The organism is Nocardia bovistercoris, from assembly GCF_015674855.1.
Lineage (GTDB): Bacteria > Actinomycetota > Actinomycetes > Mycobacteriales > Mycobacteriaceae > Nocardia > Nocardia bovistercoris.
The window spans coordinates 59,286-84,657 of sequence record NZ_JADMLG010000024.1 but is presented as its reverse complement, the minus strand read 5'-3'; the positions used below and the strand labels follow the sequence as shown (position 1 = coordinate 84,657).

Annotated in this window: 27 protein-coding genes; 21 read left to right on the top strand and 6 right to left on the bottom strand. The window is 66.1% G+C overall.

Annotation, left to right across the window (positions count from 1 at the left end; genetic code table 11):
- Positions 1-172: 172 nt before the first annotated feature.
- From IT779_RS34750 to IT779_RS34700, 11 genes are all read left to right on the top strand, one after another.
- Entirely contained in the window at positions 173-559 is a 387-nt protein-coding gene (locus IT779_RS34750; RefSeq protein WP_196153722.1) for a hypothetical protein, read from the top strand.
- A gap of 16 nt (positions 560-575) precedes the next feature.
- The gene (locus IT779_RS34745) at positions 576-1,502 is read left to right on the top strand and encodes an SGNH/GDSL hydrolase family protein (protein WP_196153721.1); all 927 of its coding nucleotides are present in this window, start codon (positions 576-578) and stop codon (positions 1,500-1,502) included.
- Positions 1,499-2,806, top strand: a complete 1,308-nt coding sequence (locus IT779_RS34740; RefSeq protein WP_196153720.1) for an acyltransferase family protein — start codon at positions 1,499-1,501, stop codon at positions 2,804-2,806. The genes IT779_RS34745 and IT779_RS34740 overlap by 4 nt, the downstream gene beginning before the upstream one ends.
- A gap of 153 nt (positions 2,807-2,959) precedes the next feature.
- A complete protein-coding gene (locus IT779_RS34735) occupies positions 2,960-3,298 on the top strand; it encodes a CU044_2847 family protein (protein WP_196153719.1) in 339 nt (112 codons plus the stop codon).
- Between the two features lie 13 nt (positions 3,299-3,311).
- Positions 3,312-5,174 (top strand): trypsin-like peptidase domain-containing protein, encoded by a 1,863-nt coding sequence (locus IT779_RS34730; RefSeq protein WP_196153718.1) that lies wholly within the window; start codon positions 3,312-3,314, stop codon positions 5,172-5,174.
- Entirely contained in the window at positions 5,171-6,190 is a 1,020-nt protein-coding gene (locus IT779_RS34725; RefSeq protein ID WP_196153717.1) for an AAA family ATPase, read from the top strand. Before IT779_RS34730 ends, IT779_RS34725 begins: the two co-directional genes overlap by 4 nt.
- 92 nt (positions 6,191-6,282) lie before the next feature.
- On the top strand, positions 6,283-8,664 hold the full coding sequence (locus tag IT779_RS34720; RefSeq protein WP_196153716.1) for an SAV_2336 N-terminal domain-related protein: 2,382 nt from the start codon (positions 6,283-6,285) through the stop codon (positions 8,662-8,664).
- Positions 8,665-8,836: 172 nt separating this feature from the next.
- Entirely contained in the window at positions 8,837-9,001 is a 165-nt protein-coding gene (locus IT779_RS34715; protein ID WP_196153715.1) for a hypothetical protein, read from the top strand.
- Positions 8,998-10,620, top strand: a complete 1,623-nt coding sequence (locus IT779_RS34710; RefSeq protein ID WP_196153714.1) for an aKG-HExxH-type peptide beta-hydroxylase — start codon at positions 8,998-9,000, stop codon at positions 10,618-10,620. Before IT779_RS34715 ends, IT779_RS34710 begins: the two co-directional genes overlap by 4 nt.
- A gap of 108 nt (positions 10,621-10,728) precedes the next feature.
- On the top strand, positions 10,729-13,764 hold the full coding sequence (fxsT, locus tag IT779_RS34705; protein ID WP_232542384.1) for an FxSxx-COOH system tetratricopeptide repeat protein: 3,036 nt from the start codon (positions 10,729-10,731) through the stop codon (positions 13,762-13,764).
- Between the two features lie 106 nt (positions 13,765-13,870).
- Positions 13,871-14,086: a hypothetical protein gene (locus IT779_RS34700; RefSeq protein WP_196153712.1), complete on the top strand. Its 216-nt coding sequence runs from the start codon at positions 13,871-13,873 to the stop codon at positions 14,084-14,086.
- 65 nt (positions 14,087-14,151) lie between these two features.
- Here IT779_RS34700 and IT779_RS34695 read toward each other — a convergent pair whose 3' ends face one another.
- Together IT779_RS34695 and IT779_RS34690 are read right to left on the bottom strand one after the other, a co-directional pair.
- The gene (locus tag IT779_RS34695; protein WP_196153711.1) at positions 14,152-14,583 is read right to left on the bottom strand and encodes a hypothetical protein; all 432 of its coding nucleotides are present in this window, start codon (positions 14,581-14,583) and stop codon (positions 14,152-14,154) included.
- A gap of 24 nt (positions 14,584-14,607) precedes the next feature.
- Positions 14,608-15,324 carry a hypothetical protein gene (locus IT779_RS34690; protein WP_196153710.1) on the bottom strand — a complete coding sequence of 239 codons (717 nt, stop codon included), beginning with the start codon at positions 15,322-15,324 and terminating at the stop codon, positions 14,608-14,610.
- Positions 15,325-15,917: 593 nt separating this feature from the next.
- On the opposite strand from IT779_RS34690, the gene IT779_RS34685 reads away from it, so the two are divergent.
- Complete coding sequence (locus IT779_RS34685; protein WP_196153709.1) at positions 15,918-16,550, top strand: TetR/AcrR family transcriptional regulator; 633 nt, start codon at positions 15,918-15,920, stop codon at positions 16,548-16,550.
- Between the two features lie 215 nt (positions 16,551-16,765).
- Here IT779_RS34685 and IT779_RS34680 read toward each other — a convergent pair whose 3' ends face one another.
- The 4 genes from IT779_RS34680 to IT779_RS34665 form a co-directional block, all read right to left on the bottom strand.
- Positions 16,766-16,918, bottom strand: a complete 153-nt coding sequence (locus IT779_RS34680) for a hypothetical protein (RefSeq protein WP_196153708.1) — start codon at positions 16,916-16,918, stop codon at positions 16,766-16,768.
- Positions 16,915-17,742, bottom strand: a complete 828-nt coding sequence (locus IT779_RS34675) for an RNA polymerase sigma factor (RefSeq protein WP_198429263.1) — start codon at positions 17,740-17,742, stop codon at positions 16,915-16,917. Before IT779_RS34675 ends, IT779_RS34680 begins: the two co-directional genes overlap by 4 nt.
- 20 nt (positions 17,743-17,762) lie before the next feature.
- On the bottom strand, positions 17,763-18,083 hold the full coding sequence (locus IT779_RS38350; RefSeq protein WP_232542374.1) for a hypothetical protein: 321 nt from the start codon (positions 18,081-18,083) through the stop codon (positions 17,763-17,765).
- A gap of 444 nt (positions 18,084-18,527) precedes the next feature.
- Positions 18,528-18,935: a DUF4440 domain-containing protein gene (locus IT779_RS34665; protein WP_196153706.1), complete on the bottom strand. Its 408-nt coding sequence runs from the start codon at positions 18,933-18,935 to the stop codon at positions 18,528-18,530.
- 253 nt (positions 18,936-19,188) lie between these two features.
- On the opposite strand from IT779_RS34665, the gene IT779_RS34660 reads away from it, so the two are divergent.
- The 9 genes from IT779_RS34660 to IT779_RS34620 all read left to right on the top strand — a co-directional run bounded on the left by IT779_RS34660 (position 19,189) and on the right by IT779_RS34620 (position 25,259).
- Positions 19,189-19,911 (top strand): hypothetical protein, encoded by a 723-nt coding sequence (locus IT779_RS34660; protein ID WP_196153705.1) that lies wholly within the window; start codon positions 19,189-19,191, stop codon positions 19,909-19,911.
- Positions 19,912-20,229: 318 nt separating this feature from the next.
- On the top strand, positions 20,230-20,529 hold the full coding sequence (locus IT779_RS34655) for a WXG100 family type VII secretion target (protein ID WP_332839095.1): 300 nt from the start codon (positions 20,230-20,232) through the stop codon (positions 20,527-20,529).
- Positions 20,526-20,825 (top strand): WXG100 family type VII secretion target, encoded by a 300-nt coding sequence (locus IT779_RS34650; RefSeq protein ID WP_196153704.1) that lies wholly within the window; start codon positions 20,526-20,528, stop codon positions 20,823-20,825. The genes IT779_RS34655 and IT779_RS34650 overlap by 4 nt, the downstream gene beginning before the upstream one ends.
- Position 20,826: 1 nt before the next feature.
- Positions 20,827-21,519 (top strand): hypothetical protein, encoded by a 693-nt coding sequence (locus IT779_RS34645; protein WP_196153703.1) that lies wholly within the window; start codon positions 20,827-20,829, stop codon positions 21,517-21,519.
- A 23-nt stretch (positions 21,520-21,542) separates the two neighbouring features.
- Entirely contained in the window at positions 21,543-22,046 is a 504-nt protein-coding gene (locus tag IT779_RS37310; RefSeq protein ID WP_198429262.1) for a polymorphic toxin type 33 domain-containing protein, read from the top strand.
- Positions 22,043-22,441, top strand: coding sequence for a DUF4279 domain-containing protein (locus IT779_RS34635; protein ID WP_196153702.1), 399 nt, complete (start codon positions 22,043-22,045; stop codon positions 22,439-22,441). The genes IT779_RS37310 and IT779_RS34635 overlap by 4 nt, the downstream gene beginning before the upstream one ends.
- Before the next feature lie 9 nt (positions 22,442-22,450).
- Complete coding sequence (locus IT779_RS34630) at positions 22,451-22,765, top strand: hypothetical protein (RefSeq protein WP_196153701.1); 315 nt, start codon at positions 22,451-22,453, stop codon at positions 22,763-22,765.
- Between the two features lie 94 nt (positions 22,766-22,859).
- A complete protein-coding gene (locus IT779_RS34625) occupies positions 22,860-24,698 on the top strand; it encodes a GmrSD restriction endonuclease domain-containing protein (RefSeq protein ID WP_196153700.1) in 1,839 nt (612 codons plus the stop codon).
- Positions 24,699-24,866: 168 nt separating this feature from the next.
- Positions 24,867-25,259: a hypothetical protein gene (locus IT779_RS34620; RefSeq protein WP_196153745.1), complete on the top strand. Its 393-nt coding sequence runs from the start codon at positions 24,867-24,869 to the stop codon at positions 25,257-25,259.
- The last annotated feature ends 113 nt before the right edge of the window (positions 25,260-25,372 follow it).

Genomic DNA, 25,372 nt, shown 5'->3' with positions numbered 1-25,372 from the left:
TCTCCACTGAAGAACATAGTTTCCCAACTGGCGTTACGGGGATCTTGGTACGGTGCCGACGATGCGGGCGCCGTTCGGAATCGGGCGGATCGCGTTCCCCTCGGACCGGAGGACTTGTACGCTTGCCCAAAAGTGAAGTACTGACATTTCAGACTGTGATGCGAGGAGTCCCATGAAGATTCGCACTTCGGGTGTCGTCGTCAGGACGGCGGGCGCACTGCTCGCCGCGGGGTGCCTACTCGGCGTCGCGGCCTGTGGCGACAACGACACGGACAAGGAGCAGGGCTCGGGCAGTAGCGCCGTCGCACCCGCCCCGACCACAACGGCGCCTGTCACACTGCCCGCGCCGGTGAACAGTGCGGCGCCCGCGCCGGTGAGCAGTACCGCGCCCGCACCGGTCGAGCCGGAAACGCCCGCGCCGGAGCCGCCCGCCCCCGTGGCCGAAGCGCCCGCCCCGCGTCCGGTCGCCCCGCAACCGGCGCCCCAGCCCGCCCCGCAGCCCAAACCCGCGCCGCCGACACTCGAGGCCCCCGGCTTCGAACCGCGCGCGGGATACTGAGCGGCGGGTAGATGTCATGCGATCGGCAACCTACGGTGTCGGCACGTGGCTGCGCGCGTTATGCGCGGCCGCCGTCGCGATCACCGCGTCCGCCCTGGGAACCACGGCGGCGCAGGCGGATTCGGAGCCCGAGGGCAAACAGGTCGTCGTCCTCGGCGACTCGTTCACCGCGAACGGCTGGGATCCGCTGACCCTCGGCGACGTGTGCGTGCGCGGCGGCACGGCGTGGCCCGCGCAACTCGGCCGCCTGCTCGGGCCGAACGGGTCAGAGCAGATCGCCGACCCGTCCTGTTCGGGCGCGACCATCGACAGCGGCCCCGGATACACCCTCGCCATGCAGGTGCTCCAAGCCAAGAGCGACGGCGCGTTCGGTTCGGCGACCAGGCTGGTGACCCTGCAACTCGGTCTCGACGACCACTGGGGCGAATCCGACCAGACCCTCTGGTACGCGCTCCAGCAGTGCGTCTTCGACCTGATCCGCGGCTGCGGCCTCGACGCGGTGGAACAGGGCCGCATCCCCGACCTGTACGGGGTGACCGGTCCCGCGTACGCCGACCGGGTCCGCGCCGCGGTGACCTACATCCGGTACTACGCGCCCGCGGCGCACGTAGTGATTCTCGGATACCCGGAGGTCCTGCCCGCCGGACAGGAGACGGCCTGCGTCAGCATCCTCGGCGTCGCGCCCTACATCCAGCCGCGCGGACGCGCCATCGTCGAGTACTTCGACCGCATGGACGCCGCCCAGCGCGCGGCCGCCGCAATACTCGGGGTGGAATTCTTCGACGCCCGCGCGCTGACCGTCGGGCACGGACTGTGCTCGGCCGAACCGTGGATCAACGGCGTCTTCGATCCGCACACCGACATCATCGGGCTGCCGCTGCACCCGTCCTCGCGCGGCGACGCGGTGCTCGCGAACGCTCTGTACGACAGGTACCTTCGATGACCCACTCGCCGGAGGTGCTGCCCGCACCGGTGGTCGCGACCACCGCACCCGCCACCGACCCGCCGCGTCCCGCGCTGCCCTCGCTCACCGGCACGCGCTGGTGGGCGGCGTTCGCGGTATTCGTCCTGCATGCCTTGGTATTCCTGCCGGTGTACCCGTTCCAGAAGTCGGAGCTCTTCCGGCGTTTGCACCAGTGGATGCCGATGCAACTCGGGGCCGCCGGGGTCACGTTCTTCTTCGTGCTGTCGGGTTTCATCATCTACTGGTCGTTCCGTCCGGGAATGCCGGTGGGGCTGTTCTATCGGCGGCGGGTGCTGAAGATTTACCCGACCCATCTGGTGGCGGCGGCCGTATTCGTGGTCGCCGCGGGCGTGCCGCTGCACCGGCTGGTGGTGTGGCTGCCGAATGTGCTGCTGGTGCACGCGTGGGTGCCGAAATGGAGTACGGTCGGCGGACTCAACGTGCCGTCCTGGTCGCTGGTCTCGGAAATGCTTTTCTACCTGAGCTTTCCGTTGCTGCTTCCGCTGGTGCGGCGCGTCCCGACGCGGCGGCTGCTGCTGGCGGCCACGCTGCTTGTGCTGTTCGTGTTGGCTGTGCACGCCGCGTTCTACCTGTGGGTGCCCGGCCCCAAAGGCATCGCGAACGCCTTCGCGCCGCGGCTGGTACCCGGCGACAGCTCACCGCATTACGAATTGCACGCCTCCCAGGCGTGGTTCGCGCAGCCGGATATCCCGGTGTCGCCGTCGTATTGGCTCGGCTACACCTTCCCGCTGTCCCGGCTGCCCGAGTTCTACCTCGGCGTGCTCACCGCCCGCCTCGTCCTCGAAAAGCAATGGCGCAACACCCGTCTCGCGCCGCCGCTGCTCGCTCTGATCGTCGCCTACGCCGCGACCTGGGTGGTGCCGGTCGATTTCAAGATGTCCGCGCTGCTGATCGCTCCCATGGCGGCATTGGTGGCCACCCTCGCGGCCCGTGACCTACAAGGCATTTCCGGGCTCAACGCGCATCCGCGCATGGTGTGGTTCGGCAATATCTCCTACGCCTTCTACCTGATCCAGTTCCCGGTGATGGTGCTCATCACCCGATTCCTGATCGGCGGCGGACAATTCGGCTTCCTGGGCTGGATCGGGTTCGCCCTGCTCGCCCTGGTGCTGTCGACCGTGGCGGCGGCCGCCCTCTACCACTGGGTCGACGTGCCGGTGATGAACCGGTTCGCCGGACGCACCCGAGCGAGTCCACCCGGTGCGGAGTCCGTCACACTCGATCCGCCCGCGCGTGCCCTGTCGGGGGAAATCCGCCGCTGATCAAGAGGGCGATGATGCCGGGTGCGCCCGATCCGGTCGCGCTCGGCGACGGTGAGGTGTTGCGGAACGATGGCCACGCAGCGGCTTTCGGTGTTAGAGTGCGACTGCTTCAGGGGATTTCGCTGGTTCGACCAATTGTGAGCTGGGGGTGGCATGACTCGAATCGAACGCGTTGAGATGCCGGACGGCACGGTCATCCACGCCAGGGTGGACGCCGAGGAGACCGGTCCCACCGGCGTCGACGTCGGCCTGCGTGATCGTTTCCGGCTCGACACCCTCGGGCCGACGATCCGCAGCGTCGCCTCGGCGGTGCACGGCGCGGTCGATGGGCTGAAACCGGATGCCGTCTCGGTCGAATTCGGTGTGGAGCTGTCGCTGGACTCCGGTCGGGTCGTCGCGGTGCTCGCCTCCGGTGGCATGAAGGCGTCGCTCAAGGTGAACCTGGAATGGGATATGCACGGGGAGCCGGACGCCGCACCCGCCGCGTCGTAGGCGGGGGCGCACCGTGCCCGGCCACGAGGGTATCGATGATCTGCTGAAGGACGCGGTCGCCGCGGTCTCGCACGACCGCGACGGCGCCGAGCGGATCGGCACCGCTTTCCGCATCGCACCGAACTACGCGGTGACGGCGGCGCATGTCGCCGACGGCGCGGCGCGGCTACGGCTGGCCTTCGGCGACGGTGCGGACCGCGGCTGCGAGGTGGTCGCCGCTTCCGCCGCCCCGCCGGGTGGCGGGCGTTGGGGTTTCGACGATCTTGCGGTGCTGCGCCTCGACGAGCCCGACCGCGTCGCGGCGCCGTGTGTCCTGATGTCGGAACCGGTGCTGACCCCCGGTGACGAACTGCTCGTCTGCGCGCTGAACGCGAGCTATGTCGAGCGAGTCGTCGAGCTGTATCGCAACTACCGCTTCCGCGACAAGCACGAGCGATTCTTCACCGTCGACGGCGATCGGTCGGTGATCCAGGGCATGTCCGGCGGGCCGGTGTGGTCGGTGCGCCACGGCGGCGTCGTCGGCTTCCTCAAGGCGAGCGAGAACCTGCAATCCCCGCAGGGCGGCGCCGTCGCCTACCTGCTCGACGGCCTGCGGCGCTGCGATCGCGGACTCTACGAGGAGATCGTCACCGCGCACGACGCCAGGCACCGCGACGAGGCGGCGTGGACGGATCGCCTGGTCGGGGCGGAGGCGCCGGTCCGTCGGTGGGTGGTGGAACTGCAAGGGTGGCTGGCCGCGATCTCCGCGGCCGCCGACCGCCGCGTGCCCGCGGCGCTGGTGGGTGAACTGTTCCGCGACTCGTTCGCGCCCGATTCGGGCCGGTTGGTCACCCTGCGCGACCTGGTGGAGTACATCGGGACCGAAAGTCAGGATCCCCCTTTGCACCTCGCGCGTTTCTGCGCGCTCGCACCGAACTACCTGCCCGAGTCGCCGCACGTCGCGCGGGGCTTGCGGGAGATCCCCAAGAAACTCATCCCGCCGCGCGACCTCCCGGAGTTCGAGCGCCGCTTCGCCGTGCCACGCGCCGAATCCGCCGAAGTAACTACACTTTTCGGCATCATCGTGCCGGAGGAAGGGCCTCGGATCGACGAGCACGCCCCGTTGCCGCACCGCTACGAACTGGCGCGAAGGACGGGGGAGCAGGAGATCATCACGCTTCCGCCCACCGGTCGATTCCCCACTTACGACCAGGCGAAGCGGGAATTGAAGCGGGCCATCGACATCGAGCTGACCACCATCGACAAGCCGTTGGATGCCGTCGAGATCGTGGTCGCGCTGCCCGACGACCACCTGACCGACGATCCACTCTACGAATGGCGTCGCGCCGACGAGCGGCCGTTCAGCAAGTTCATGATGCGGTTGCGGCGCAGTGCCACCTGGGAGAAGAACAGCGAGCAACTCGCCGAACTCGATCTGCGCTGGAATCGCCTGCGGCGTCACGATTCCGACCGCATGGTCTGGCTCGGCTGCGACGACCCGCGCGGCCGCGCGCTGCGTGAGTTGCAGGTGCTGTTCGCCGATGACGATCCGCCGGACGGTCTCGGCGTCTCGGAACCGCCGACCGAGCACGTCCTCGCGGCGTCGCGAACGAACGCGCTGCCGGTCAGCCTCTGGCGGGTCGCGTCGTGCCCGGAACATCCCGGCGGCGCGGCCTGCGACGGCACGCTGTTCCGAAGGCACGTGGCGACTCGTATCGGCGAAAGCTCGCCGCTGGATTGGTACACTGCGATCTGGCGCGAACAGCGAGATCACACCCGGTCCGTGGATCGGGACGAGTTCTGGCGCAAGATCGTGTGCATCATCGACAGACCCGGGGAGAGTCGACGACGTCCGCCGCCTCTCGCGGGGCCCGGCGCTACGAGGGAGTTGATATGACGGCGCCGACGTGGCACGTATTCCACGGGTCGGGGGAGCCGCGCCCGGACGGTTGGGATTCCGTGCCGCCCCCCATGGTCGCCCGCACCTTCACCGGCGGCCCATTCGTGTCGCCGCCGCGTCCGCAGCCGGATCAGGCCGCCCAACTCGACCGCAAACTGGGCCGCAACGGGATCGGCGCGCACCAGCTGCGGCCCGACGACCTCGACGTCATCAACGCCGCACTGCTGTGCAGGCGACCACTGCTGGTGAGCGGTGCGCCCGGGCTCGGCAAATCGTCGCTGGCCTATCTGATCACCAGGGAACTGAACCTGGGTCCGGTACTGCACTGGCCGATCACAAGCCGCAGCGTCCTGCGCGACGGCCTCTACCAGTACGACGCCCTGCGCCGCTTCGAGGAGTCGCAGGTGCCGGGCCTGCGCACCGACGGCGAGTCCGGTTTGGCCGACTACATCACCCTCGGCCCGCTCGGCACCGCGCTGCTGCCCTATCGCAGGCCGCGCGTGCTGCTCATCGACGAGATCGACAAGGCCGATATCGATCTGCCCAACGACCTGCTGCACGTCTTCGAGAACGGTGAATACCCGGTCGACGAATTGCGCCGCATCAGGGCGCACAGTCCCGAGGTCGAGGTCTTCACCCACGAGGGCCGCGAAAGGGTCGCCATCCGTGAGGGGTTCGTGCAGTGCAACGCGTTCCCGGTGATCATCATGACCAGCAACGGCGAACGCGAATTCCCGGCCGCCTTCCTGCGTCGCTGCCTACATCTGCGGCTCAGCAAACCCGAACGCGGACAACTGGAACGGGTGGTCGCCGCGCATCTCGGTGATACCGCCGTCGAGGAGTACCGCGATATAATCGATGAGTTCGTGCGCAGGCGAAGTGAATTGGGGTCGTTGCCGACAGATCGGCTGTTGATCGCCCTCCACGTGCTCACCCAAGCCACCCGCGTGGACGGCGCGGACCGAAAGAGCCTGGCCGAGCGGCTGATGCAGCCCATGGACACCGGAGGCTGAAATGGCGAGGCACGCTGAAATGGCGACACCCGCGGCGATGGCGAGGCATGCTGAGATGGCAAGGCACGCGGAGACGGCGAAGGGACGCTGAGATGGCGAGCCTCTCGGATCTCCTCGACGCGTTGCACGGCCTCGACGTCGACGGCAGCACCGTCGCCGAGGCGCTCTGGCTGGCCAACCACATCACCCACCGGGCGGATTCGGACGCGCCTCACCACGATTCGACGCAGGTCGACGTCGACGTACCGTCGAACCGGGCGCTGTCGGACCCCGGCATCGTCGGCGGACATCTGCTGCCTCGCGACTCGGCGCTGACGGCGCCCGCCGCACACACCGCGCACTGGCCGTACCGGCTCGACGTCGACGTGCCCACCCCTTCGCCGCTGGATTCGGAGGCGAGTGTGCTCGGCGAGTTGCGCCCGCTGGCCCGCCGGGTGCCGGATCCGCACGAGCAGGTGTTCGACGAGGACGCGACGGTGGAACGCACCGCGCGTACCGCGATCGCCTGGCCGGTCACGAAGGCGAATCCGGTCCGGCAGCGCGAGGCCGCGCTGGTCTTCGACCGGCATCCGTCGATGGCCGCGTGGAGCGGACTCGCCGAGTCGGTGCACGCCCTTGTGAACGCGGTCGGCTTCCGGCAGGTCACGGTGTGGTACCTCGACGACGACGCGGGCGCACCGAGACTGGCGACGCATCCGATGGGGACCCCGGACAGCTCGCTGTCGGTGCTGTCGGATCCGACGGGACGCCGCGTTGTCATGGTGTTCAGCGCCTGTCTCGGCGACGCGTGGGTATCCGGCGCGGCCACCAGGGAATTGGCGCGGCTGGCCGCGAATTCCCCGGTCGCGATCGCCCAGCCGCTGCCCAGCAACCTGTGGCAGCGGACCGGGTTGACCTGGGGTCACGGCAGGCTCACCGCCGTGGTGCCCGATCGCCCGTCGCCGTTGCGCCTGACCGCGCCGGACGACACAGGCACGGTGCCCATTCCGGTGCTGGAACTGACGACGGGCTGGATTCGTCCGTGGGCTCAATTGCTCTCCGGTGACCGGCGATCGGCGGGCTATCCGCTGCTGCGCCGCCCCGACCCGACTCACGAACCCAGACCCCTTGCCGTGCGGCAACGCGAGGAACTCGGCCACGGCGCGCTCGAGCGGGTCCGGCGTTTCCGTTCGGCGTCCTCTCCCGACGCGTTCCGCTTGGCGGCGTGCCTGGCCCAGGTGCCGCTGTTGCCGCCGATCATGCGACTGGTGCAGCAGGCGGTGCTGCCGGGCAGCAAACGCAGTGTGCTCGCCGAGGTGCTCGCGGGCGGGTTGATCGAGGACGCGGGCGACGATTCCGCACCGCCGTACAGCATCCCCGAGGACAGCCGGGTATTCGCGTTCCGTCCCGACGTCGCGAAGATCCTGCGCGAAGCGATTCCGCGCAGCGACGCGGCCCAGGTGCTCACCGCGGTCTCGCGATTCGTCACCCAGCGCTACGACGTGCCGGGCCGGGTGTTCCGCGCGGTGGTTTCGCAGCCGAGCTCGGGCGGGTCGCCGTTCGCCTATCTCTCACCGGAGATCCTGCGGCGCATCGCCCCGAATTTCCCCGATCCGCCGCCGGATCCGCCGAGCGCCGATGACAAGGCGCACTATCTGGCCGTCGTCGACGCCGCCACCGAGGCGATCCGGGCGGGTGGCGCCGATGCCGCGCTCAGTGCCTGTCGCCGCGCGTTGGAGACGGTGCCGATGGGCTATCCCGAGCGTGCGGATCTGCTCACCGAATTCATGACGCTGCTGCGGAACAGATGGGACGACACCCGCAAACCGGGTGACCTCGACGAGGCGATCGCCGTCGGCAAGGCCGCCCAGGCCGAACTCGCCGATACCGAGGCGGGCGACGCCGCGATGGCCGGGCTCGGTGAGCTGCTGCTGCGCCGGTACGAATCGGCGGGCGGCGCCGACTTCCTCACCGACGCCACGCGGGTGCTGCGTTCGGCGCTCGCGGTCACCGCCCCTGACGCGCCGGAGCGCGCCGAGGTGTCCGAACGTCTCGCCGATGCCCTGTTGCAGCGCAGTGAGATCACCGGTGACCCGCTGTACGCGTGGGAGGCCGTCGACGTGTGTCTCGCGGCGGCGGGCGCCTCCGGCGATCCCGACCGCGGCGTGGTCCTCGGGTTCAAGATCACGCGCGCCTACATCGACATCATCACCTTGTCGGACAGTGCCGACGCCGAACTGTCCGACGAGGCCGTCGAACACTTCCGGCTCGCGGTCGCCGGGTTCGCGAACACCACGGCGCACGATGCCGCGACCGCGCTGACGGCTACGGTGCAGCGGGCGGTTCGAGCTGTTCGCGCGGGCGCCCTGCCGCCGGATTTCGCCGCGACGCTGTCGAACGTGCTGCGCGCGCACAGCGAAGCGCCACTGAGATCCGCACGGCAGATGCTGGATTCGATACCCGTCGACGGCGCGGGGAGTTCCTCGCCTCGGTAGCTCCCGGTTTCCGAGCCGATGGCCCTTCGCTCGCACCGGATGCCGGTCGGTGATCGACCCATTTTGCTGTGTTAAATTCAAGTGTCACAAGGAAAAAGCCGGAAGCGATCGAATCCGCGGCGAATCCGGCGCTGCCGGGCCGTGGCCCGATCGGTCCGGGGAGGGGTGACAGATGGACGCGGAATCCAGCACCGGCTTACCCGACTTGGCCGATCTGTCGCTCGACGAATTGCTCGAAGACCGGCCCGATGTGACTCGCGCGGTGCGCCTCGCCCTGCGCCGCCGCGCCGCGGTAGGCACGGTCTTCGGCGGTCACAGTACGGGGGGCGACGGATGACCGAGACCGTCTACAGGTTCGGTGCACCGGGTGCCGCGAACACCCGGCGCGGTCGGGTGCTCGAGGTCTCCGACGCCGAACTCGACGCCGTGGCAGCCCTGGCCGATCCCGCGACACTGCTTCCGCTGCTGCGACGTACCAGGCTCAGTCGAAATCTCGCCTTCCTGGCGGCGGTGCTGCGCGGCAGCGATGCCAGTGCCCGTGCCGACGACGAATGCCGAGTCGTGCGTAGGTCTTTCGAACTCCTGAGCGCCGTGCAACGCCGTGCGCCCGCGCGAGCGCGAGAAGTTCTGCTGCACCCCAGGTTCGGCGCATGGGCTGCGGTGTGCGCCGTCGACGCGGACATCGGTCGCCAAGCGCCGACCGCCCATCTCGCCTCGTTCGCGGCCGCCGCGGCGGCGCGAGCGGGCATGGAATTCGATCTGGAGCTCCCCAGCGTGGGCGGCGCGGTGGTACTGCCAGGCATGGGCGCATGGACCGGGCCTGCGACCGACACCGCTCGAATACGCGGCACAGCGGGCGGCGTGCTCGCGCCGCACGGGTACCGCTGGACCCCTATCCGGCGTTTGCGCGCACCGCTGGCGCGCGGTGTCCTCGATATCGAATTCGATGATCTCCCGGCGACTCCGGCAGCGTGGTCCGACGCGGTGGCGGATACCGAGACAGCGGATACGGCATCAGCGGAGACGGACTCGATGGACGCCGTGACGTCGGGCGCCGCGATGCTGGGCACTGTGACGTCGGACGCCGGGATGTCGGGTGCCGGGATGCCGGACGCCGTGATGCCGGGCGCCGTGATGCCGGGCACTGTGACGTCGGACGCCGTGATGCCGGGCACTGTGACGTCGGACGCCGCGATGCGGGGCGGCGTGACGCCGGGCGCCGTGATGTCGGGCGCCGTGATGCCGGACGCCGTGACGTCGGGCACTGTGACGCCGGGTGCCGCGATGCGGGGCGCCGTGACGTCGGGTACCACGACGCGGGACACCAAGACATCAGGCACCGAGTCCGCGGATGCGGGCGTCGCGTGGACACCGTGGCCCGACACCGAGTTCGAGCTCTGGCGAGGCGCTTTCGCCGAGGCGATCCCGCTGCTGGCCGCCGCCGTCCCCGAACTCGCCACCCCGTTGATCCGAGGCATCCGGGCGATATTGCCCCGCCGCGCGAAGACCTACCCGTTCACCAGCGCCACCCTCGTCGACATGTTCGGCGCGGCGGCCATGATCCAGCCGGACGACGCGGTGGGCATGGCGACCGGGCTGCTGCACGAGTTCCAGCATTCGAAGTTGAGTGCGCTGATGGAGATCAGGCCGTTGATCGCGGTGGAGCGGCCCGCCGATCTGCCATCACCGTGGCGCGCCGACCCGAGACCCGCCAGCGCCGTACTGCACGGCGTCTACGCCCATCTCGCGGTGAGCCGCTTCCTACGGCGGGCCGCCGACCACGCCGGCTCGGCGCCGGTCCCGGCCGCGGAGCCGGTGCGCGGGCAGACTCTCCTCGGATGTGAGACCCTGCTCGACTCGGACCGGCTGACCCCGGCCGGTCGGCGGTTCGTGACCGTCATGCGGCACACCGCCGCGACCGATATCGGCGACCGCACGACCGTGCGGTGGCAGTGACAGCCGCGCGGAGACAGTGACAGCCGCGCGGAGACAGTGACCGCGCGGACAGTGACAACCCAGGCAGTGACAACCCGGACAGTGACAGGAGTACCGCACGTGGCAGCTATGCCCCAACCGACGAGCGAATCGGTCGTCGTCGCACACGCGGCCGAGGACGCGGTGTGGGGTCTGTGGCTACAGCAGGTCGGCGCCGATGTCGGACTCGATGTCCCGCTGCTGTGCGTCGAGCCGGGCGACGGACTGCCGCCCACCTCGGCCGGGGTCCGAACGCTGCTCGTGATCAGCGAGCATTTCATGCGTGCGCTCGGCGCGACCGCCGAGGATTGGGCGCGCTGTTCGGCCGAGGCGGTCGCGGTGATCGTCGCGACGGCCGATGTGCCGAGTGCGGCCGAGCGGATCGCGGCGGTCGACCTGAGGGTGCTGCCCGGCGAAGAGGAGGCGAAGGCAAAGGTATTGCGCGCGTTGGGGTATCGCGATCTCGCGGGAGCCCCGGAAACTCTCGGTCGGGCCGGGCGGATGCGGGTCAGGTACCCGAATCAGCAGATCTTCGTCGCCTACCAGACCCGGACCATCCCGGTCCATCAACCGGACTGGTTCTACGGCCGCGAACGCGAACTCACCGCGATCCGCGATCAACTCGACCGGGCGGGCGCGGCGGTGCTGACCGGCATGGCGGGCAGCGGCAAGAGCTGGCTGGCCGCGGCCTACGCACGTCGGTTTCGCTCCCAATACGATCTGATCGCCTGGATCTCGGGCGCCAACGGCGCGGTCATGCGCACCGAACTCGGCCATCTGGCCGAACCGCTCGGTCTGCCGGAGGTCCTTGCCCGCGACACCCTGCACGAGGCCGTGATCGTCGAATTGCGCCGCACCGCGAAGCGATACCTGATCGTCTACGACAATGTGACGCCGGACCATCATCGCGGCGGACTCGAGAAGCTGCCGCTGCCGCGCAAGCCGGCGCTACTGTCGGAGATGGTGCCGTGGGACGGTTCCGGACATGTCCTGCTGACCTCGCGAGCGCCGGATTGGGATGTGCCGAAACCGATCCGGGTCCCCATGTTCGACATCGACGAGGGCGCCGACCTGCTGCGCAGGCACGTCGATGACATCTCCGACGAGCTGGCGCGGCAGTTCAGCGCGGCCGTCGGCGGCGGCCCTTTCCTGCTCAACGCGCTGGCGCACCGGGGCGCGCGCGGCAGCGTGCCCATGGACGAAGCGCTGTTGCAGCGGGTCAGGCCGACGCCGTTCGGCGCGCTGGACGACGAGTTGGCGCGCTACTACCGGCGGGCCGCGTCCATCGTCGGCGACTCGCTGCGCCCGCTGCTCGACGAACCGGTCGGCTCCGATGCCTGGGCGGCCGGTGAACTGCTGCGCCTGCTGGCCGCTTTCGCACCGGGCCAGGCGGTTTCGATGGCGTTGCTGACCTCCCAGCTGCCGGAATCCACACTGCGGCCAGGCCTGCGGTTGCCCGATCAGCTGGCCGAGGTACTTGCCGTCGAACATCGGCGGCGCAAAGTGCTGGAGTTGGCCACCCGCGATTCGGTCGCGGAGATCTGCGCCGACCCGCTCACCGACCGGGGTCGGGCGCTGCGCATGCACGCGGTGCCGTGGCACGGAATCCGGGAATTCCTCCCGAGGAATCGGGCCGAGTCCAACCGGCATATCGCGCATCAGGTGTTGTGTGACGCGTCCCCGCAGCGCACCGAACTGCCCGATATGTGGGGTCGCAGTCTGTGGTTGTGGCAGCAGATCGAGTACACCGAGGTCCTGTCCTGCGCGCATGTCACGCGATCCGGCGATCCGTGCGCGCACCTGCCGGAACTCGTCCGTCGTATCGTGTCGGCGTTGCGGAACCAGGGGGAGCTGACCGCCGCCGCGGGCTTGGGCGTGCGGGCGGCGCGGGTGTGGTCGAGGCTGTTGGGCGACACCGATATTCGCGTGGTCAGGATCTGGATCGTCACCGGCAACACGCTGTGGCGGATGGGTGACCATCAGCGCGCGCGCACCGCGGCGGTGAACGCGCGCGGAGGTGTCGAGCAGGTGCGCGCCAGTTATCCGGAGGAGTACGTCTGGTCCAGCGACCTGGTCGCCGCGTGTCTGCGCATCGCCGGTGATTGGGCGGAGGCGGTCGAATTCAACGAGCAGTCCTACGGGTGGGCGGTCGAACGCCTCGGCGACAACAGCATCGAGACGATCCGGGCCGCGCACAACCTGGCCGTGTCCTACCGGGTCATGGGCCGCTACACCGATGCGATGCGGCTCGATCGCGGCAATTACGAACATTTCCAGAATGATCCGTCGCTGGCCGACGACGCGGTGCTGCGGTTGCATTGCGTGAACAGTCTCGCGCGAAACCACCGCGAACTCGGCAGCGCCGCGACCTCGGTCGTGTTGCAGGAACGGGTGGTCTCGGATCTGCGGGAACTGCTCGGCAGCCCACGGCAACAGCACATTCTGCGCGCGCGGATGAATCTCGGTGTGTCCTACCGCAAGGCGGGCCGCTACCGTGACGCGCTGCGAACCCAGCGCGACGTGCTGGCCGACCACGTGACCGTGTACGGCGCCGACCACCCGGAAAGCATTGCCGCGCGCACGAATGTGGCCAACGACTATCGCGTGCTCGGTGATATCGAACTGTCCCTGGAACATGCGGCGACCGCGTACCGGCTCGCTTCGGACCGATACACCAACCACCCGTACGTCGCCGCCTGTGCGGTCAACTACGCCGCCGCACTGCGCGCCGCCGACCGCCATCGAGACGCCATCGCCCTCGACCGGGAGGCCGTCGACATCCTCGATTCGCGCCTGTTCGCCGACCACCCCTACACTCTCGCGGCCAAGACCGGGCTCGCCTCCGACCTCGCGGGCCTCGACCGCGCCGCCGTCGCCGCCGAACTCGGCGCCGACACCCTGGACCGTTCCCGTAGAGTGCGCGGCCTCGACCACCCCTACACCCTGCAATCGGCGGTGAATCTGGCACTCGATCTCCGCGCTGTCGGCCGCGCGGAGGAAGCCGACCTCCTCGAACGTGACACGCTGGAGCGCTATTTCGAGACTCTCGGCGACGATCACCCCGAATACCAGGCCGCCCTCGAGCGCCGCCGAGGCGTCTGCGACATCGAGCCCCCACCCATGTGAAGCCGCCCCCGCGAGCCTTGTCGGCACAGTAATTCGGGGCGCGCGTTCGGCAGCGAAGGCCCGGTACGTTCATCGCGCACATCGATGAAAAGTGAAGGGACACATGATGTCGACTCTGACGCGTGGCGCGTTCGTCGCGATCGCGGCCGCCGGGCTCACCCTTGGCGCATCCACCATGGCCACCGCCGATACCGGCTCCGCGGGCACCGGTTCCGCCGACACCCGCCACCTCGTCTGCACCATCAAGACGATTCTCCAATACGGAACCATCAGCGCCGGTGAGGCGGCCATGTACAACATCCCGGAGTGCAGCCTGTTCTGACCTTCGCGCGGCGGCGGCGCCCAGGCCTTTTCGAGCTCGAGCACCGCCGCACGCACGGTCGTGGCCTACTTCGGTGGGGCGGCCGTCCGGTCGGCTTCGCGGGCGAGGCGTTCGTCGTGGAGCCGAACGAGTTCGCGGAATCCGATCCGGTCGTATCGCGGCTTCGGTTGGACACCCCAATCATCCTGTGCTGTAGTCTGATTCGCGGCCTCGGGCGCTCCGCCGTAGGGCGGCCCGCTGAGCGGGTACGGGTATTCGCATTCGGCGTTGTCGTCGTGGAATCGGACCTTCATCAGTTCGCCGCAGATCTCGGTCAGCGACAGCGTGGGGTATCCGTACCAGATGGCGAGCGCTGGAACCGTGAACGCGCCCTCGATGACCAGCGCGAACAGGCAGACGAAGATTCCTCGTTGCAGTAGTTTGTGCATCCTGGCGAACGCCGGGGTGGTGCCGGACGGCAGATCCGGTTCGCTCGCGGTGCTTTTTCGATCGGTCATGATCCGTCGATTCCTCGATTTCGTTCAGTCGGAGAATATTTCCCGATTGACGGTGTGGAGATAGGGGATCGCCAGGAACGGCGTTATGTAGAAGATGTCGTAGAGCCACCAGCCGATGACCGGAAGCACGGTGCCGTCGAAGCGGATATCGGCGTACATGGTCATATTCGTGATGTAGCCGACCCAGATGACAACGCCCATCCAGCAGGTGACGACCATCCACTGATGCCCCCACCGCTTCATCTGCAGAAAAGCGATGCCCGCGGCGATCCGCATGGGGAAGACCACGAATATGCAGGCGATCTCCCAGCCCTTTTCTCCCGGCGCGGCCGAGCCGCCGATCCACCATTCGTTGTAGTGCCAGAAATAGCCGTTGTCGAAGAAGTTTCCCCACGCGGTGAAGAAGACCCGGTTGATCAGGCTGTGGCTGGCGAAGACGTCGAGCACCCAGCCGATGCTGTTGATGGCGGCGTCGAGGACGACCAGGTAGCCGATGAGGGTGACGATCATCGGCCGCACCGAAAGGCCATCTTGCTGCGCTTTGCGCAACATCCAGACGCCACGCATGAAGATGGGCAGACCGATGAATCCCAGCACGAGACTGCCCATGAGCGCGGTGCCGACGATCAGCCATCGGTCGGCTTCGCGCTGCGCCTGCCGCGACCGGTCGTAGTGCTCGTCGTAGGTCGCCGTGTCGCCGGTCGCGGTGGTGCGTGGCCGGATGAAGGACGGCAAATTCATGGTCGCCTACCAATCTCGCGTCGCGTACATATTCAGCTGGATCAAGAACATGGTCAGCAGGAATCCGTACATGCAGACCTGGAAGACGATCAACGCGCGGCGTCGCCGGCGGTCCTGTTCGTTCACGATGAATTTCCTCGGAGAGGGCCCTTTCGGGGATATGCGGGCGTGCTCGAATACCGCAGCCGAATACTGCGGTCGAACTGTGTTGGAGAATATGCCGAGTATTAATCACCTCGGCGTCATCGGATCAGAATGTCCCGATTCGACTCATGATCCAGTACCAGAAGTAGATGACGGCGCACATGCCACCCCACGCCGCCGCCAATCGCACTATTTCTTGCCACATTTCGTGTCCTGTATTCCATCGATTCGATCGCTCGCGACCCGGTACTCGAACGGTCACGTGCCGGGGGCGGGGTCTGTTCGCTGTTGCCCGCGTCGCCCGTGGGTCGCGTGGGGTCGCGACTGCCTGGTGTCCGCGACTCGACAGACGATACGCTTTCGTAGAGTGTATCGTCTAGGGGGTGTCGGCAACCCGCGCACCGACAACCCACGACCAGCGGGTGAAGGCGAGGCGTTAGATTCCTGATATGCGAACCCGTGGATGGCTGGGGCATCCCCCGGCGACCGACGACGAAGCCAGGCAGCGGATTCTCGAGTCGGCGCACCGCAGCATCCTCGACCGCGGCGGGCGAACCACGATCGCGCACGTGGCCACCGACCTCGGGCTCAGTCGCGCCACCGTCTACCGGTACTACCCCAGCACCGCGGCGCTACTGCAAGCGGCCGCGGCCGAGGGCACCAAGGACTTCATGCAACAACTCGGCGACAAACTCCACGGCTACGACGACCTGGCCGAAGCCGCGGTCGAAGGCGTCGCCTTCATCGTCGCCCGCGTGCCGACCGACCCGTACCTGCAACTCCTCTACGACGAGCCGTCCCACACCCTGCTGCGCACCGTCACCTCCGACACCACCCGCACCATCGCCCGCGCACTCCTACTGGAACGCACCGCCGTCGACTGGACGCAAACCCCCCTGTCCATGACGATGCTCGACGAACTCGTCGAATGGATCCAACGCGTAGTCCAATCGTTCCTGTCCGACCCCGGCACCCCCGAGCGAACCAACGACGAACTCCGCGCCTACCTCCAACGCTGGCTCGCCCCCTCCATCCACAAATGGGTACGAACCCCCGCCCTCACCGACTCGGAACCGACCTGAGGGCCGCAGTCGTCGCCCGAAAGACCTATGCTCCAAGGCTTTCCCATTTGCACGCGGATTCGGCCACGATGGTCGGAACCCGGTGCGCGCCCGGATCGCCCGCATGGCGGGAGGTTTGATCGGATCCGTTCGGAACAGCGGTGACGAATCGCGAGCGGAGACAGACAATGTCGGTGTCGCGGCTCTGGTCGAGCGCAGCGGTGCAGGCTTCGTGTTCAGAGAGTTCCGCGGGTGGAGCGAGTCGGTGCGGCTCGACGGAGCGCGTCACGTAGGCCCGCCTCGATGTCGAGAGATTCGGTCAGTTCGGCGATGAGTGCGCGGTTCTCCTCGCCCAACACATTGTTGACTGCTTCTGTCGACTCGCTCATCGGTGCCGCCTGCTTCCGCGGTCGAGGGTGGTGGCCAGTGTCTGGCGGGCCTTCTTGAGGCTGCTACGAACCGCCTCGGGGGTGATCTTCAGTTCGTCGGCGATCTCCTTCGGGGTAAAGCCGAACATGGTCCACGCCATGACCTGGCGTTGTCGATGTGGCAACAGCGCGAGTATTCGCTGTGTGAAATCGCGGTCTGCGAGCTCGATGTCCGGAGTGCACAATGGCGAGCGCTGTTCCGGCAGTGGCAGCGCCTCGTTGGCGACCTCGGTGCGCGAGGCCCGGCTGCGCTGGAGTTTGCGGTAGGAGACGTGGAAGCACCATGCCGTCGGCGAAGTGATCCTCGCCCAGGAACGGTATGCCTCGATCATCGTTTCCTGGGCGAGGTCTGCGGCGTCCGCGCGCTGGGCCCCATGGCGGATGAGGAAAGCCACCAATTGAGCGACGAAACTGCGGTAGAAGGTGGTGAACTCGGCCTGGTCTTCGCCTGTTTCGTGTCGACGGGCTCGTTCCTCGGCCCGCTCGGCCGCGCTCTCGGCGGTGACGAGAGCGGTAGCGAGCCGCGGGGCGGATTGGAGCCGGTCGAGCATCCGAGTGGCCAACGCGAGCACGGCCGCGCGGGCGGGAACGCCCATCTGCTCGCCGTCGTGCGCGATGATGCCGAAGATCTCGATATCGTCGACGAGGTCGGGATCGCTGAGCAGGTCATCGATGGTCATTTCGAGCATGGCCGCGCGCCGGCTCATCCCGACGGCAGGCAACCAGCTCACGTACCAGACACCGGCCACCGACCAAGCGCATTCTGGTGTGAGATTACTTGTCATGGACCTGTCGGTCACCTTGATCATTGTGTTCCCCCGGTCTGAGAGTCAGGCGTTCCCGCGATGTCGTCGCGAGTCCCGGTGCGCATATACCCCGCCGCACTCGATCCACACGGCAATGTCGAAGACGCGCCCGATCGTCGCCCTTGCCGTAACTGGCTCAGCGCGATCACCGCCTGTCCCACCTGCACAAGAAGCCCGATCAGTGCGATCACGAGCACGATCACATTCCAGTACATGAGCAGCCCGCCCTTTCCGATTGCGTTGCTCTTGCCTATGAAGTGGTCCGTGTCACCCCTGAGCGTGAACTTCTGTTCCAGGAGAATGGGTATCGAAACGATCACGGCCCCCGGAACACATGCCGGTGGGGGCGAATTGGCAGCGAGCCGATGGGACGCAATCACTTCCGGCGTGAGGGCTGCACGAGGATCCTGATCGGATTGCCTTCCTACTGTTCGGGTCGGAGACGTTGTCGAGCGCCCACTTGTGGAGGGTTTGGTGTCGGCGGTGTTGAACATCACCGATGTCGCCTCCACCGGTGACGGTGTGCGAGTTCGGAACAGCCGGATCGATGGGCGGTCAACAGCAGCGGGGTGCGCGCGGGGTTCACCGAGTCGCCGGGCCCCTCGACGGCGCGGGACTGAGCCCCGACCTTCTGCGCCTATGCACGGCACCGGGTCGAGCCTCGGCCTGAACGTAAGGCGTGCCCGTGCCACGGCTTTCCCGGAGACACGATCCCCGCGACCCAGACGGCGCTTGTCGGATCGGTTTCCCGTGGCGCCCTCGCTTCATGTTGTGATCGGCGTGTTCTGCGCGGCAGTCAACCACCAATGCCCATCGCGTTCGATCAGCACATACATCGCCGATTCCGAGAACCCGGCCCCCTCGAGGGCGCGGCGCCGGATTTGAGCCACGATCACACCCGGCGCGGGCGCGTGAGCGCTGACGACTTCGAAACGCGAGGGCGGAGCGACACCGGCACGCATGAGTTCGTGATGAATGGCGTTGAGCCTGTCGTAGCCGATCAAGGTCGCGCCCTTCGGGCTTCCCCATACGATATCCGCGGCGAATCGACTGTCGTAGAGGTCGGCATCGGACTCGACAAGCGCTCGTTGCAGTACCTGAGCCAACTCTTCAGCTTGCTCGGCGGCTTCCGCTGACCGGTTCGAATCATGGAGTACAGGACGAATATTCACGACCTCACGATAAATTCTCAACCATAGTTGAGGTCAAGGGTCGCGACATGCGTGCCGGCGATTTCATCGTCGGCTATGTACAACATCCCGGAGTGCAGCCTCTTCTGAGCTTGCCGGAGTTACTCTTCGCCGGTGGTTGATGCTCGGCCTGTCGCTCAGGACCGGGATCGCGACCGACTCGGGTAAGTGCGATTGACGGCCGATAAGTCGAAAAGGGTTCCTTCAGTGCGGATTCGGCCGGCATGCTGGGGACATGATCAAGCTGTGTGGCGCGGCCCGACTAGGTGCGATGATCATGGCGGCAGGCGTGGTCATCGTGGCCGGGTGTGGATCGAACGACGATTCGATGGGCGCGACCGAAACCGCCCCGCTGAGCACCGCCCGAGAGCAGTTGCTGCTGACCGAACAAGAATTCCCCGCGGGAGCCAAGCGTGAAGAAGTCTCCATAGCCGACCTGCTCGAGGTGGCCGAGTTCGCAGCCGAGGCCCTCGAGGGTGTCCCCGTCACTCCACCTGATTGCGCGCGCATCGGCCAAGAGGACAGGGACCAGACCAAGGATCTGCTGGCGCAATCCGCTGTGGTCGGCGCCAAGGACGAACGATCCGGAGCGGTGTACACCGAAACCATCGCGGGCAGCGCCGCTGATCTGTCCCGAATCAGCGCGGACAACCAGGCTTGCTCCGAGGTCACCATGACCCATGTCGACGAGGGAGGCACGACCACCTATCTGACCAAAGTCGAGGCACTCACCGTCCCTGCCGCGCTGAAGGGCATCGAGGCCATTGTCTACCGCACCACGAGCATCTCGACATACGGTGAGCGCAAACCGTCGACCAGCATCGACTACACGGGCCACGCCGTCCTGCGCGGAGTCACCGTCTCGTTGCACGTGAGCAGTGAGCGCGACGCACCGAACGAGTCGAGTTTCACGAAGTTGTTCACCGACGCGGTCGACAAGGTGCGCAAGGCCGCTTGAGTGCTCGGCTGTTTCCGTTCCGAGCGAACTGCTGAAGGCGCTGTCGCACAGTTCGATGGATTTCCGGCGGAAGCTGCTATCTCGATATGTAGCGCATGAGCGCCATCGACCCTATGCAAATCGAATCATCGCAGCTCGGAGCACCCTTTGTAATTCCCCGGCCACCGCGGGCTCACCACGTATGAATGGCCGAGGCCAGTCACGCGGCAGCCCGGTCGTCTCCTGTGCTAGGGCTCTGTCGGGCCGTTGTCGAAACTGTGACTCCCGGGTAACATCCCGCGAGGGAGCCAAGCAGGGGGAGAGAGTGTTTCGCTGACAGTGGTCCCGGAAAGCGTGCAGAACGTCGGCCGGTACGCCTTTGCTGCTGTCGAAGCGTTGACCAGCGCGCTGAGGTCCGCGAGCGCCGAGGTGGGATCGGTTGCGGGCGGAAGTTGGACAGGTGCCGCAGCGGACGAGTTCGCGACCGGGTGGACCGAGGTCTACGACGGCGCGATGGTGATTGTGTCAGCGCTCGAAGAGTTGGCGACGAAGCTGGGCGTCACCGCCGAAAGCTATCGTCAGCGTGACGAATCCAACGCGGGTGCACTCGCGGCTATTCACAGTCTAGATCTGCCATGAGTGCGGAATTTTCGGTCGATCTCGCCCACCTCGATCAGCTGATCGCACGTTTGGCGGGATTGTCGGGGTTTGTTTCCGAGTATCTGGAGAACCTAAACAGTCTTGTGTCGAGTCTCCTCGCCAGCGGAGAATGGTCAGGCGTGGCCGCATCGGCATATACGGACGCGCACGAGGAGTGGGTGGTCGGCGCTCGCGAAATGGCCGAGGGGTTGACGTTGATCCATAATTCGGCCAGGGTTGCACATGCGGCGTATGCCGACGCCGAGTCGATGAATCTTCGTATGGTGCGAGGCTGAAATGCGGGTAGCGCCACGAAGTTACTATGGTGCGGCCAGCGAATGCTACGCGATATCCAAGCAATTCCAGGAAGCATACAATCCGTTGCAAAGAGTCCTGCTGACCACTGGCGGTATGGCGGGCGGCTATCAAGCGATCAAGACATGGTCATCCGGGTACGATGAGCGGGTAGGCGCATTCACTCTGGTGGCAACGAACTTCGCTCGTGCTTTGCAGCATTTCGGTGATGTCCTGACAGCTGCTGGCTACAACTGGGCCTGCGGCGAGTATAAGGCGAATCGCAGTCCGGATAAGGGTGCTGCTCCAACGCTTCCAACAGCGATTCCCACGGAGTTGCCCTACGGCGCGGACTCGGTGATCGGCGTCGCTTCGTCGCGTGCCAATGGTCGGGGGCTCGAATCGGAGTTTCCCGGCTTGTACGAAAAGGTGGTCGCACAGATCGCCGGCGGCGAGATCCCGGACAGCGATACCGACAAGTTCGGCAACGCAGCGACCGCGTGGAAGACCTTTGCCGATCATCCCAGCGTGTTCGGTGCGCAGACTCGTCTGCGGTTGGTGGCGGAAGGTCTCGAGCAGGCATATTCTTCCGATGTCGCAAAGGATATCCCCTACCTGACTGACCATCTGCGCACTCTCGCGACCAGCGCTGGCGAGATCGATTGGCTTCCTCCGATTTCGCTGCCTCGACTCTGAGGCTGTCCTCCGCCTTGTCTACGATGCGGGCAGACATCAATACGCAGTTCACCGCGGTCGTCGTAGGCGCGTCGGTCGTTATTGCGGTCTCGGTGGTTATGATTCGCAATCCCAAAGCGCTGACGCTGGAAGGGATGGCTCTCGACACGGCCGCTTCGGCCATCGCGGGTACTGTTGGTACCTTTCTTGGAGGCCTATCGGGAATCAGCTTTTCTACTGCGGCGCTCGCGACCGGCGGATTGGTTACCATAGCAGGTCTTGCGGTCCTGATAGCATCGATAGACGATGCCGCAGGCGACGAGCCGGTATGGGATAGTGCAGAGGAGCGGACACGGAACCCTGCACAGGATAAGATTCTGACCAATAAAGACATCAAAGAACTGAAATCTCGTGGATATGATCCGCACGATATAAAGCCGGATCCTCCGTCTCGCTACGATCTATATAAGGATGGGAAAGGAAACGTGTATATCAAGCCGAAAGGCGGGAATGGTCCAGGGGACCCGACGGGGATCAGATTGCGATGACTGTCGAGGAACTTGTCGAAGTGGCCGTCTCTCTGAGGCTGACCGGCTCCTTCGATCCGGACGAAGTGACCGCCGCCCTGGGTATCGTGCCGTCCGATCAATGGCGGGTCGGGCAGCAAGGCCAGGCGCCCAAGCTTCGCAGGAACTCCGATGGTTGGGTTCTCGGACTGGGTGCTGTTGCCGGACAGGTTGGCGAGCAGATAGACCGTGCCGTGGGACAACTCGCGCAGATCGGCGAACCGTTGGGTCGAGTTCTCTCGACTCGGGGAATAGCCGGATGTCTTACCGTCGCCGTAGACGCCGGTGACGATGGCTGGCCGGTGGTCCTGATATCGGCTGCGGCGCTGGCATTTCTGGCCTCGTCTGGGCTGTCGCTCGATGTCGATATCATCTAGGAGTGCACGATGATCGATGATCCGGACCGTGAAATCCCAGTCATCCGTACCGAAGTGACCAGGCAGATCGACGACGAGCCTTGCCATCGGGTGGGCGTGAACTGGAACTTGGACGAAGAGATCGGCGCCTTCCTGGACGAGTTGAGTGCGGGTGGGTCGGTGACGTCGCAGGGCGGGGCGAGTGGCGAGATTCAGGTAGAGGCCACCCTGGTAGGCCGAAGTTTTCCGTCCATGCATTTCGATACCAGCCTCCTGAACCGCCTTGCCTCGACCGGCTGGTCGGTGCGGATCACGACTGGGCCGCGCGCAACCCCGCAAACCTGAGATCGGGATTACCCGCTACGCTGAATCGCGCCGCGCCGAATCGCGTCGGCCCGAACCGAATCCGTGCCGATTCCGCAGTATCGGAGGCTGCCGAGTGGGTTTTCAGACACCGCTCTACGAACTGAGTTACTACCTCGACCGCACAACGAGCGGAAAGATCCAGCTCCCCGACTTCCAGCGCGGATACAAGTGGGAAGACGAGCGGATCCGTCAACTGCTGGTCACAATTCTGCGGGGACATCCGCTGGGGGTGGTGATGCTCCTCGAGACGGGGAACGATCAGATCCGGTTCAAACCGCGACCGATCGAAGGCACGAACGTGGTGCCCGGCACGCATGCGGAATCGTTGCTGCTCGATGGACAACAACGGCTGACTTCGCTCACCCAAGCGCTGACGGGCAGCGGTGTGGTCCACACGATGGACAGTCGTGGCAAGCGGATGGATCGGCGGTACTACGTCGACATGGCACTGGCGGTGCAGGGCGAGGACCGCCTGGACGAGGCAGTGGTGTCATTGCCCGGTGACGGTATCGAGCGGACAAACTTCGGTAAGGACATCCAGCGAGATGTCTCCACACCCGACAAAGAACGCGCGGCGGGGTTGTTCCCGGTATCTTTGCTCTTCGGCGACGCGATGTCGTGGCTGTTCGACTTCGACGATCGCGATCTGGGTAAGGCGTTCAACACCGCGATCCTGAAACCGGCCGCCTCCTATAATATTCCAGCGATCGAGCTGGACAAGAACACCAGCAAGTCCGCTGTGGCGACAGTGTTCGAGAAGGTCAATGTCGGTGGACTGTCGCTCAACGTCTTCGAGCTCCTCACCGCCGCGTTCGCCGGCGACGCGGACTATTTTCGGCAGCACGGTACCGACTTCCGTCTCAACGACGACTGGAGGGAAACGCAATCGAAGTTCGCTCCCTACCCGGTGCTCGCCGGACTCGAAAACACCGACTTTCTGCAAGCGGTAACACTGCTCGCCACTCGCAAGCGGAACCTCGAGTACTCCGGCAAACGACCTCCGGCTGTCTCCGCCAAACGCGAGGACGTCCTGAAGCTGACACTCGACGACTATCTCGAGTGGGCAGGACAGCTGCGCGAAGCGTTTATCTGGGTATCGGACTTCTTGGCCGATCGTCACATCTTCGGCACCCGATTCCTGCCCTACCCCAAGCAGTTGGTGCCACTGGCGGCGATCCGGGTCGTGATGGGTCACGATGCCGATCTACTGGGACCGCGGGAGAAACTCGTCCGATGGTTCTGGTGCGGCATTCTCGGTGAGCTCTACGGCGGCGCGATCGAGACACGTTTCGTTCGCGACCTGGAGCAGGTGCCGGGTTGGGCTCGCGGCGATGATGCTGCCACGATACCGAATACCGTCAACGACGCGACATTCGTCGAGTCCCGTCTTCATTCCCTGCGCACGCGCCAAGCCGCCGCGTACAAGGGCATCTACGCGCTGCTGCTCGGCAACGAGGCACGCGATTGGATGGAGGACAAAGCACTCGACAAAGTGCAGTACACCAGTCTGGCTGTCGATATCCACCACATCTTTCCCAAGAAGTGGTGCGACGGTCACAAGATCGACGACGAACGGCGGGAGAGTATCGTCAACAAGACCGCCATCTCGGCAGTCACCAACCGTACGATCGGCGGATCGGCTCCTTCGATCTACCTGGCTGCGATCGAGAAGAAGGCGCAGATCACCTCCGTCCGGTTGAACGACCTGGTGCAAGCCCACCTGGTGCCCGCCGAGCATCTGCGCGCCGACGATTTCGACGCCTATTTCGTGGGCAGGCGTGCTCGCCTGTGTGAACTCGTCGAGGAAGCGATGGGTAAGGCGGTCCCGCGTGACGTGGACCAAGGAGCGCAGGAAGACTCAGCACGATTCGAGATCTCGGAGATCGAAGAACTGCCCGACGAAGTCGAATGAGGTCGCCCAGTCGCCGCATCACCGTCTCGGATGCAAGCCGATCAACCCAGCGAGTTGCTCGCGGATTCGCTGAGCATCCTGTTCGGCGTTCCGATGACGGTTGCGGATACCAGCGACGATGTGGACACTGGCGGTACGGCGCTCAACTCGTTCACGGGAGCACAGTCGATGGCAACCAATGGGCCTTTCGGTATCGATCCGGACGATTTCGACCGCGCGTTGCGCGGGGCGGGCGCTGAGCTGCGTGAGTTGCTCGGCAAGGCCGGGCTGTACCTGGATCGCGTGGACACCGCGGGGTCCGGTTCGTTGATGGCGCTGCTCGGTCAGTTCGTTCGACCGGAGTGGCAGGAGGCATCGAATCCCGAAGGTGAGACCACCGGTGAGTCGGGGAGCGGGGTGTGGGCGATCTACACCATCGATGAGGACGGTCGGGCCAGGGTCGACCAGGTCTTCCCGAACGAGCTCGAGGCTCTGCGCGCGCATCGCGACAACATCGATGAACGCCGTAAGGTGCGGTTCCTGCCCTACGGCGTTCCGGCCGGTGTCCTGGATACCCCGTAGACGGCGCTGCGCGGGTCGTTCGGCTGTCACACGGAGTGGGCTTCGACCGCGGTACTCGAGCTGTCTCGTCTGCGCCGGAAGGAGGTGACCAGACACTCCCACCGCGCCCCGGG

What these genes read in the sequence shown, in the direction of transcription:
- IT779_RS34710 (WP_196153714.1), top strand. Translation starts at nt 8,998, where the DNA reads ATGACCGAGACCGTCTACAGGTTCGGTGCACCGGGTGCCGCGAACACC.
- IT779_RS34715 (WP_196153715.1), top strand. Translation starts at nt 8,837, where the DNA reads ATGGACGCGGAATCCAGCACCGGCTTACCCGACTTGGCCGATCTGTCG.
- IT779_RS34750 (WP_196153722.1), top strand. Translation starts at nt 173, where the DNA reads ATGAAGATTCGCACTTCGGGTGTCGTCGTCAGGACGGCGGGCGCACTG.
- IT779_RS34650 (WP_196153704.1), top strand. Translation starts at nt 20,526, where the DNA reads ATGAGTGCGGAATTTTCGGTCGATCTCGCCCACCTCGATCAGCTGATC.
- IT779_RS34680 (WP_196153708.1), bottom strand. Translation starts at nt 16,918, where the DNA reads ATGAGCGAGTCGACAGAAGCAGTCAACAATGTGTTGGGCGAGGAGAAC.
- IT779_RS34735 (WP_196153719.1), top strand. Translation starts at nt 2,960, where the DNA reads ATGACTCGAATCGAACGCGTTGAGATGCCGGACGGCACGGTCATCCAC.
- IT779_RS34725 (WP_196153717.1), top strand. Translation starts at nt 5,171, where the DNA reads ATGACGGCGCCGACGTGGCACGTATTCCACGGGTCGGGGGAGCCGCGC.
- IT779_RS34690 (WP_196153710.1), bottom strand. Translation starts at nt 15,324, where the DNA reads ATGAATTTGCCGTCCTTCATCCGGCCACGCACCACCGCGACCGGCGAC.
- IT779_RS34620 (WP_196153745.1), top strand. Translation starts at nt 24,867, where the DNA reads ATGGCAACCAATGGGCCTTTCGGTATCGATCCGGACGATTTCGACCGC.
- IT779_RS34635 (WP_196153702.1), top strand. Translation starts at nt 22,043, where the DNA reads ATGACTGTCGAGGAACTTGTCGAAGTGGCCGTCTCTCTGAGGCTGACC.
- IT779_RS34700 (WP_196153712.1), top strand. Translation starts at nt 13,871, where the DNA reads ATGTCGACTCTGACGCGTGGCGCGTTCGTCGCGATCGCGGCCGCCGGG.
- IT779_RS37310 (WP_198429262.1), top strand. Translation starts at nt 21,543, where the DNA reads ATGCGGGCAGACATCAATACGCAGTTCACCGCGGTCGTCGTAGGCGCG.
- IT779_RS34740 (WP_196153720.1), top strand. Translation starts at nt 1,499, where the DNA reads ATGACCCACTCGCCGGAGGTGCTGCCCGCACCGGTGGTCGCGACCACC.
- IT779_RS34695 (WP_196153711.1), bottom strand. Translation starts at nt 14,583, where the DNA reads ATGACCGATCGAAAAAGCACCGCGAGCGAACCGGATCTGCCGTCCGGC.
- IT779_RS34720 (WP_196153716.1), top strand. Translation starts at nt 6,283, where the DNA reads ATGGCGAGCCTCTCGGATCTCCTCGACGCGTTGCACGGCCTCGACGTC.
- IT779_RS34745 (WP_196153721.1), top strand. Translation starts at nt 576, where the DNA reads ATGCGATCGGCAACCTACGGTGTCGGCACGTGGCTGCGCGCGTTATGC.
- IT779_RS34645 (WP_196153703.1), top strand. Translation starts at nt 20,827, where the DNA reads ATGCGGGTAGCGCCACGAAGTTACTATGGTGCGGCCAGCGAATGCTAC.
- fxsT (WP_232542384.1), top strand. Translation starts at nt 10,729, where the DNA reads ATGCCCCAACCGACGAGCGAATCGGTCGTCGTCGCACACGCGGCCGAG.
- IT779_RS34630 (WP_196153701.1), top strand. Translation starts at nt 22,451, where the DNA reads ATGATCGATGATCCGGACCGTGAAATCCCAGTCATCCGTACCGAAGTG.
- IT779_RS34685 (WP_196153709.1), top strand. Translation starts at nt 15,918, where the DNA reads ATGCGAACCCGTGGATGGCTGGGGCATCCCCCGGCGACCGACGACGAA.
- IT779_RS34675 (WP_198429263.1), bottom strand. Translation starts at nt 17,742, where the DNA reads ATGACAAGTAATCTCACACCAGAATGCGCTTGGTCGGTGGCCGGTGTC.
- IT779_RS34660 (WP_196153705.1), top strand. Translation starts at nt 19,189, where the DNA reads ATGATCAAGCTGTGTGGCGCGGCCCGACTAGGTGCGATGATCATGGCG.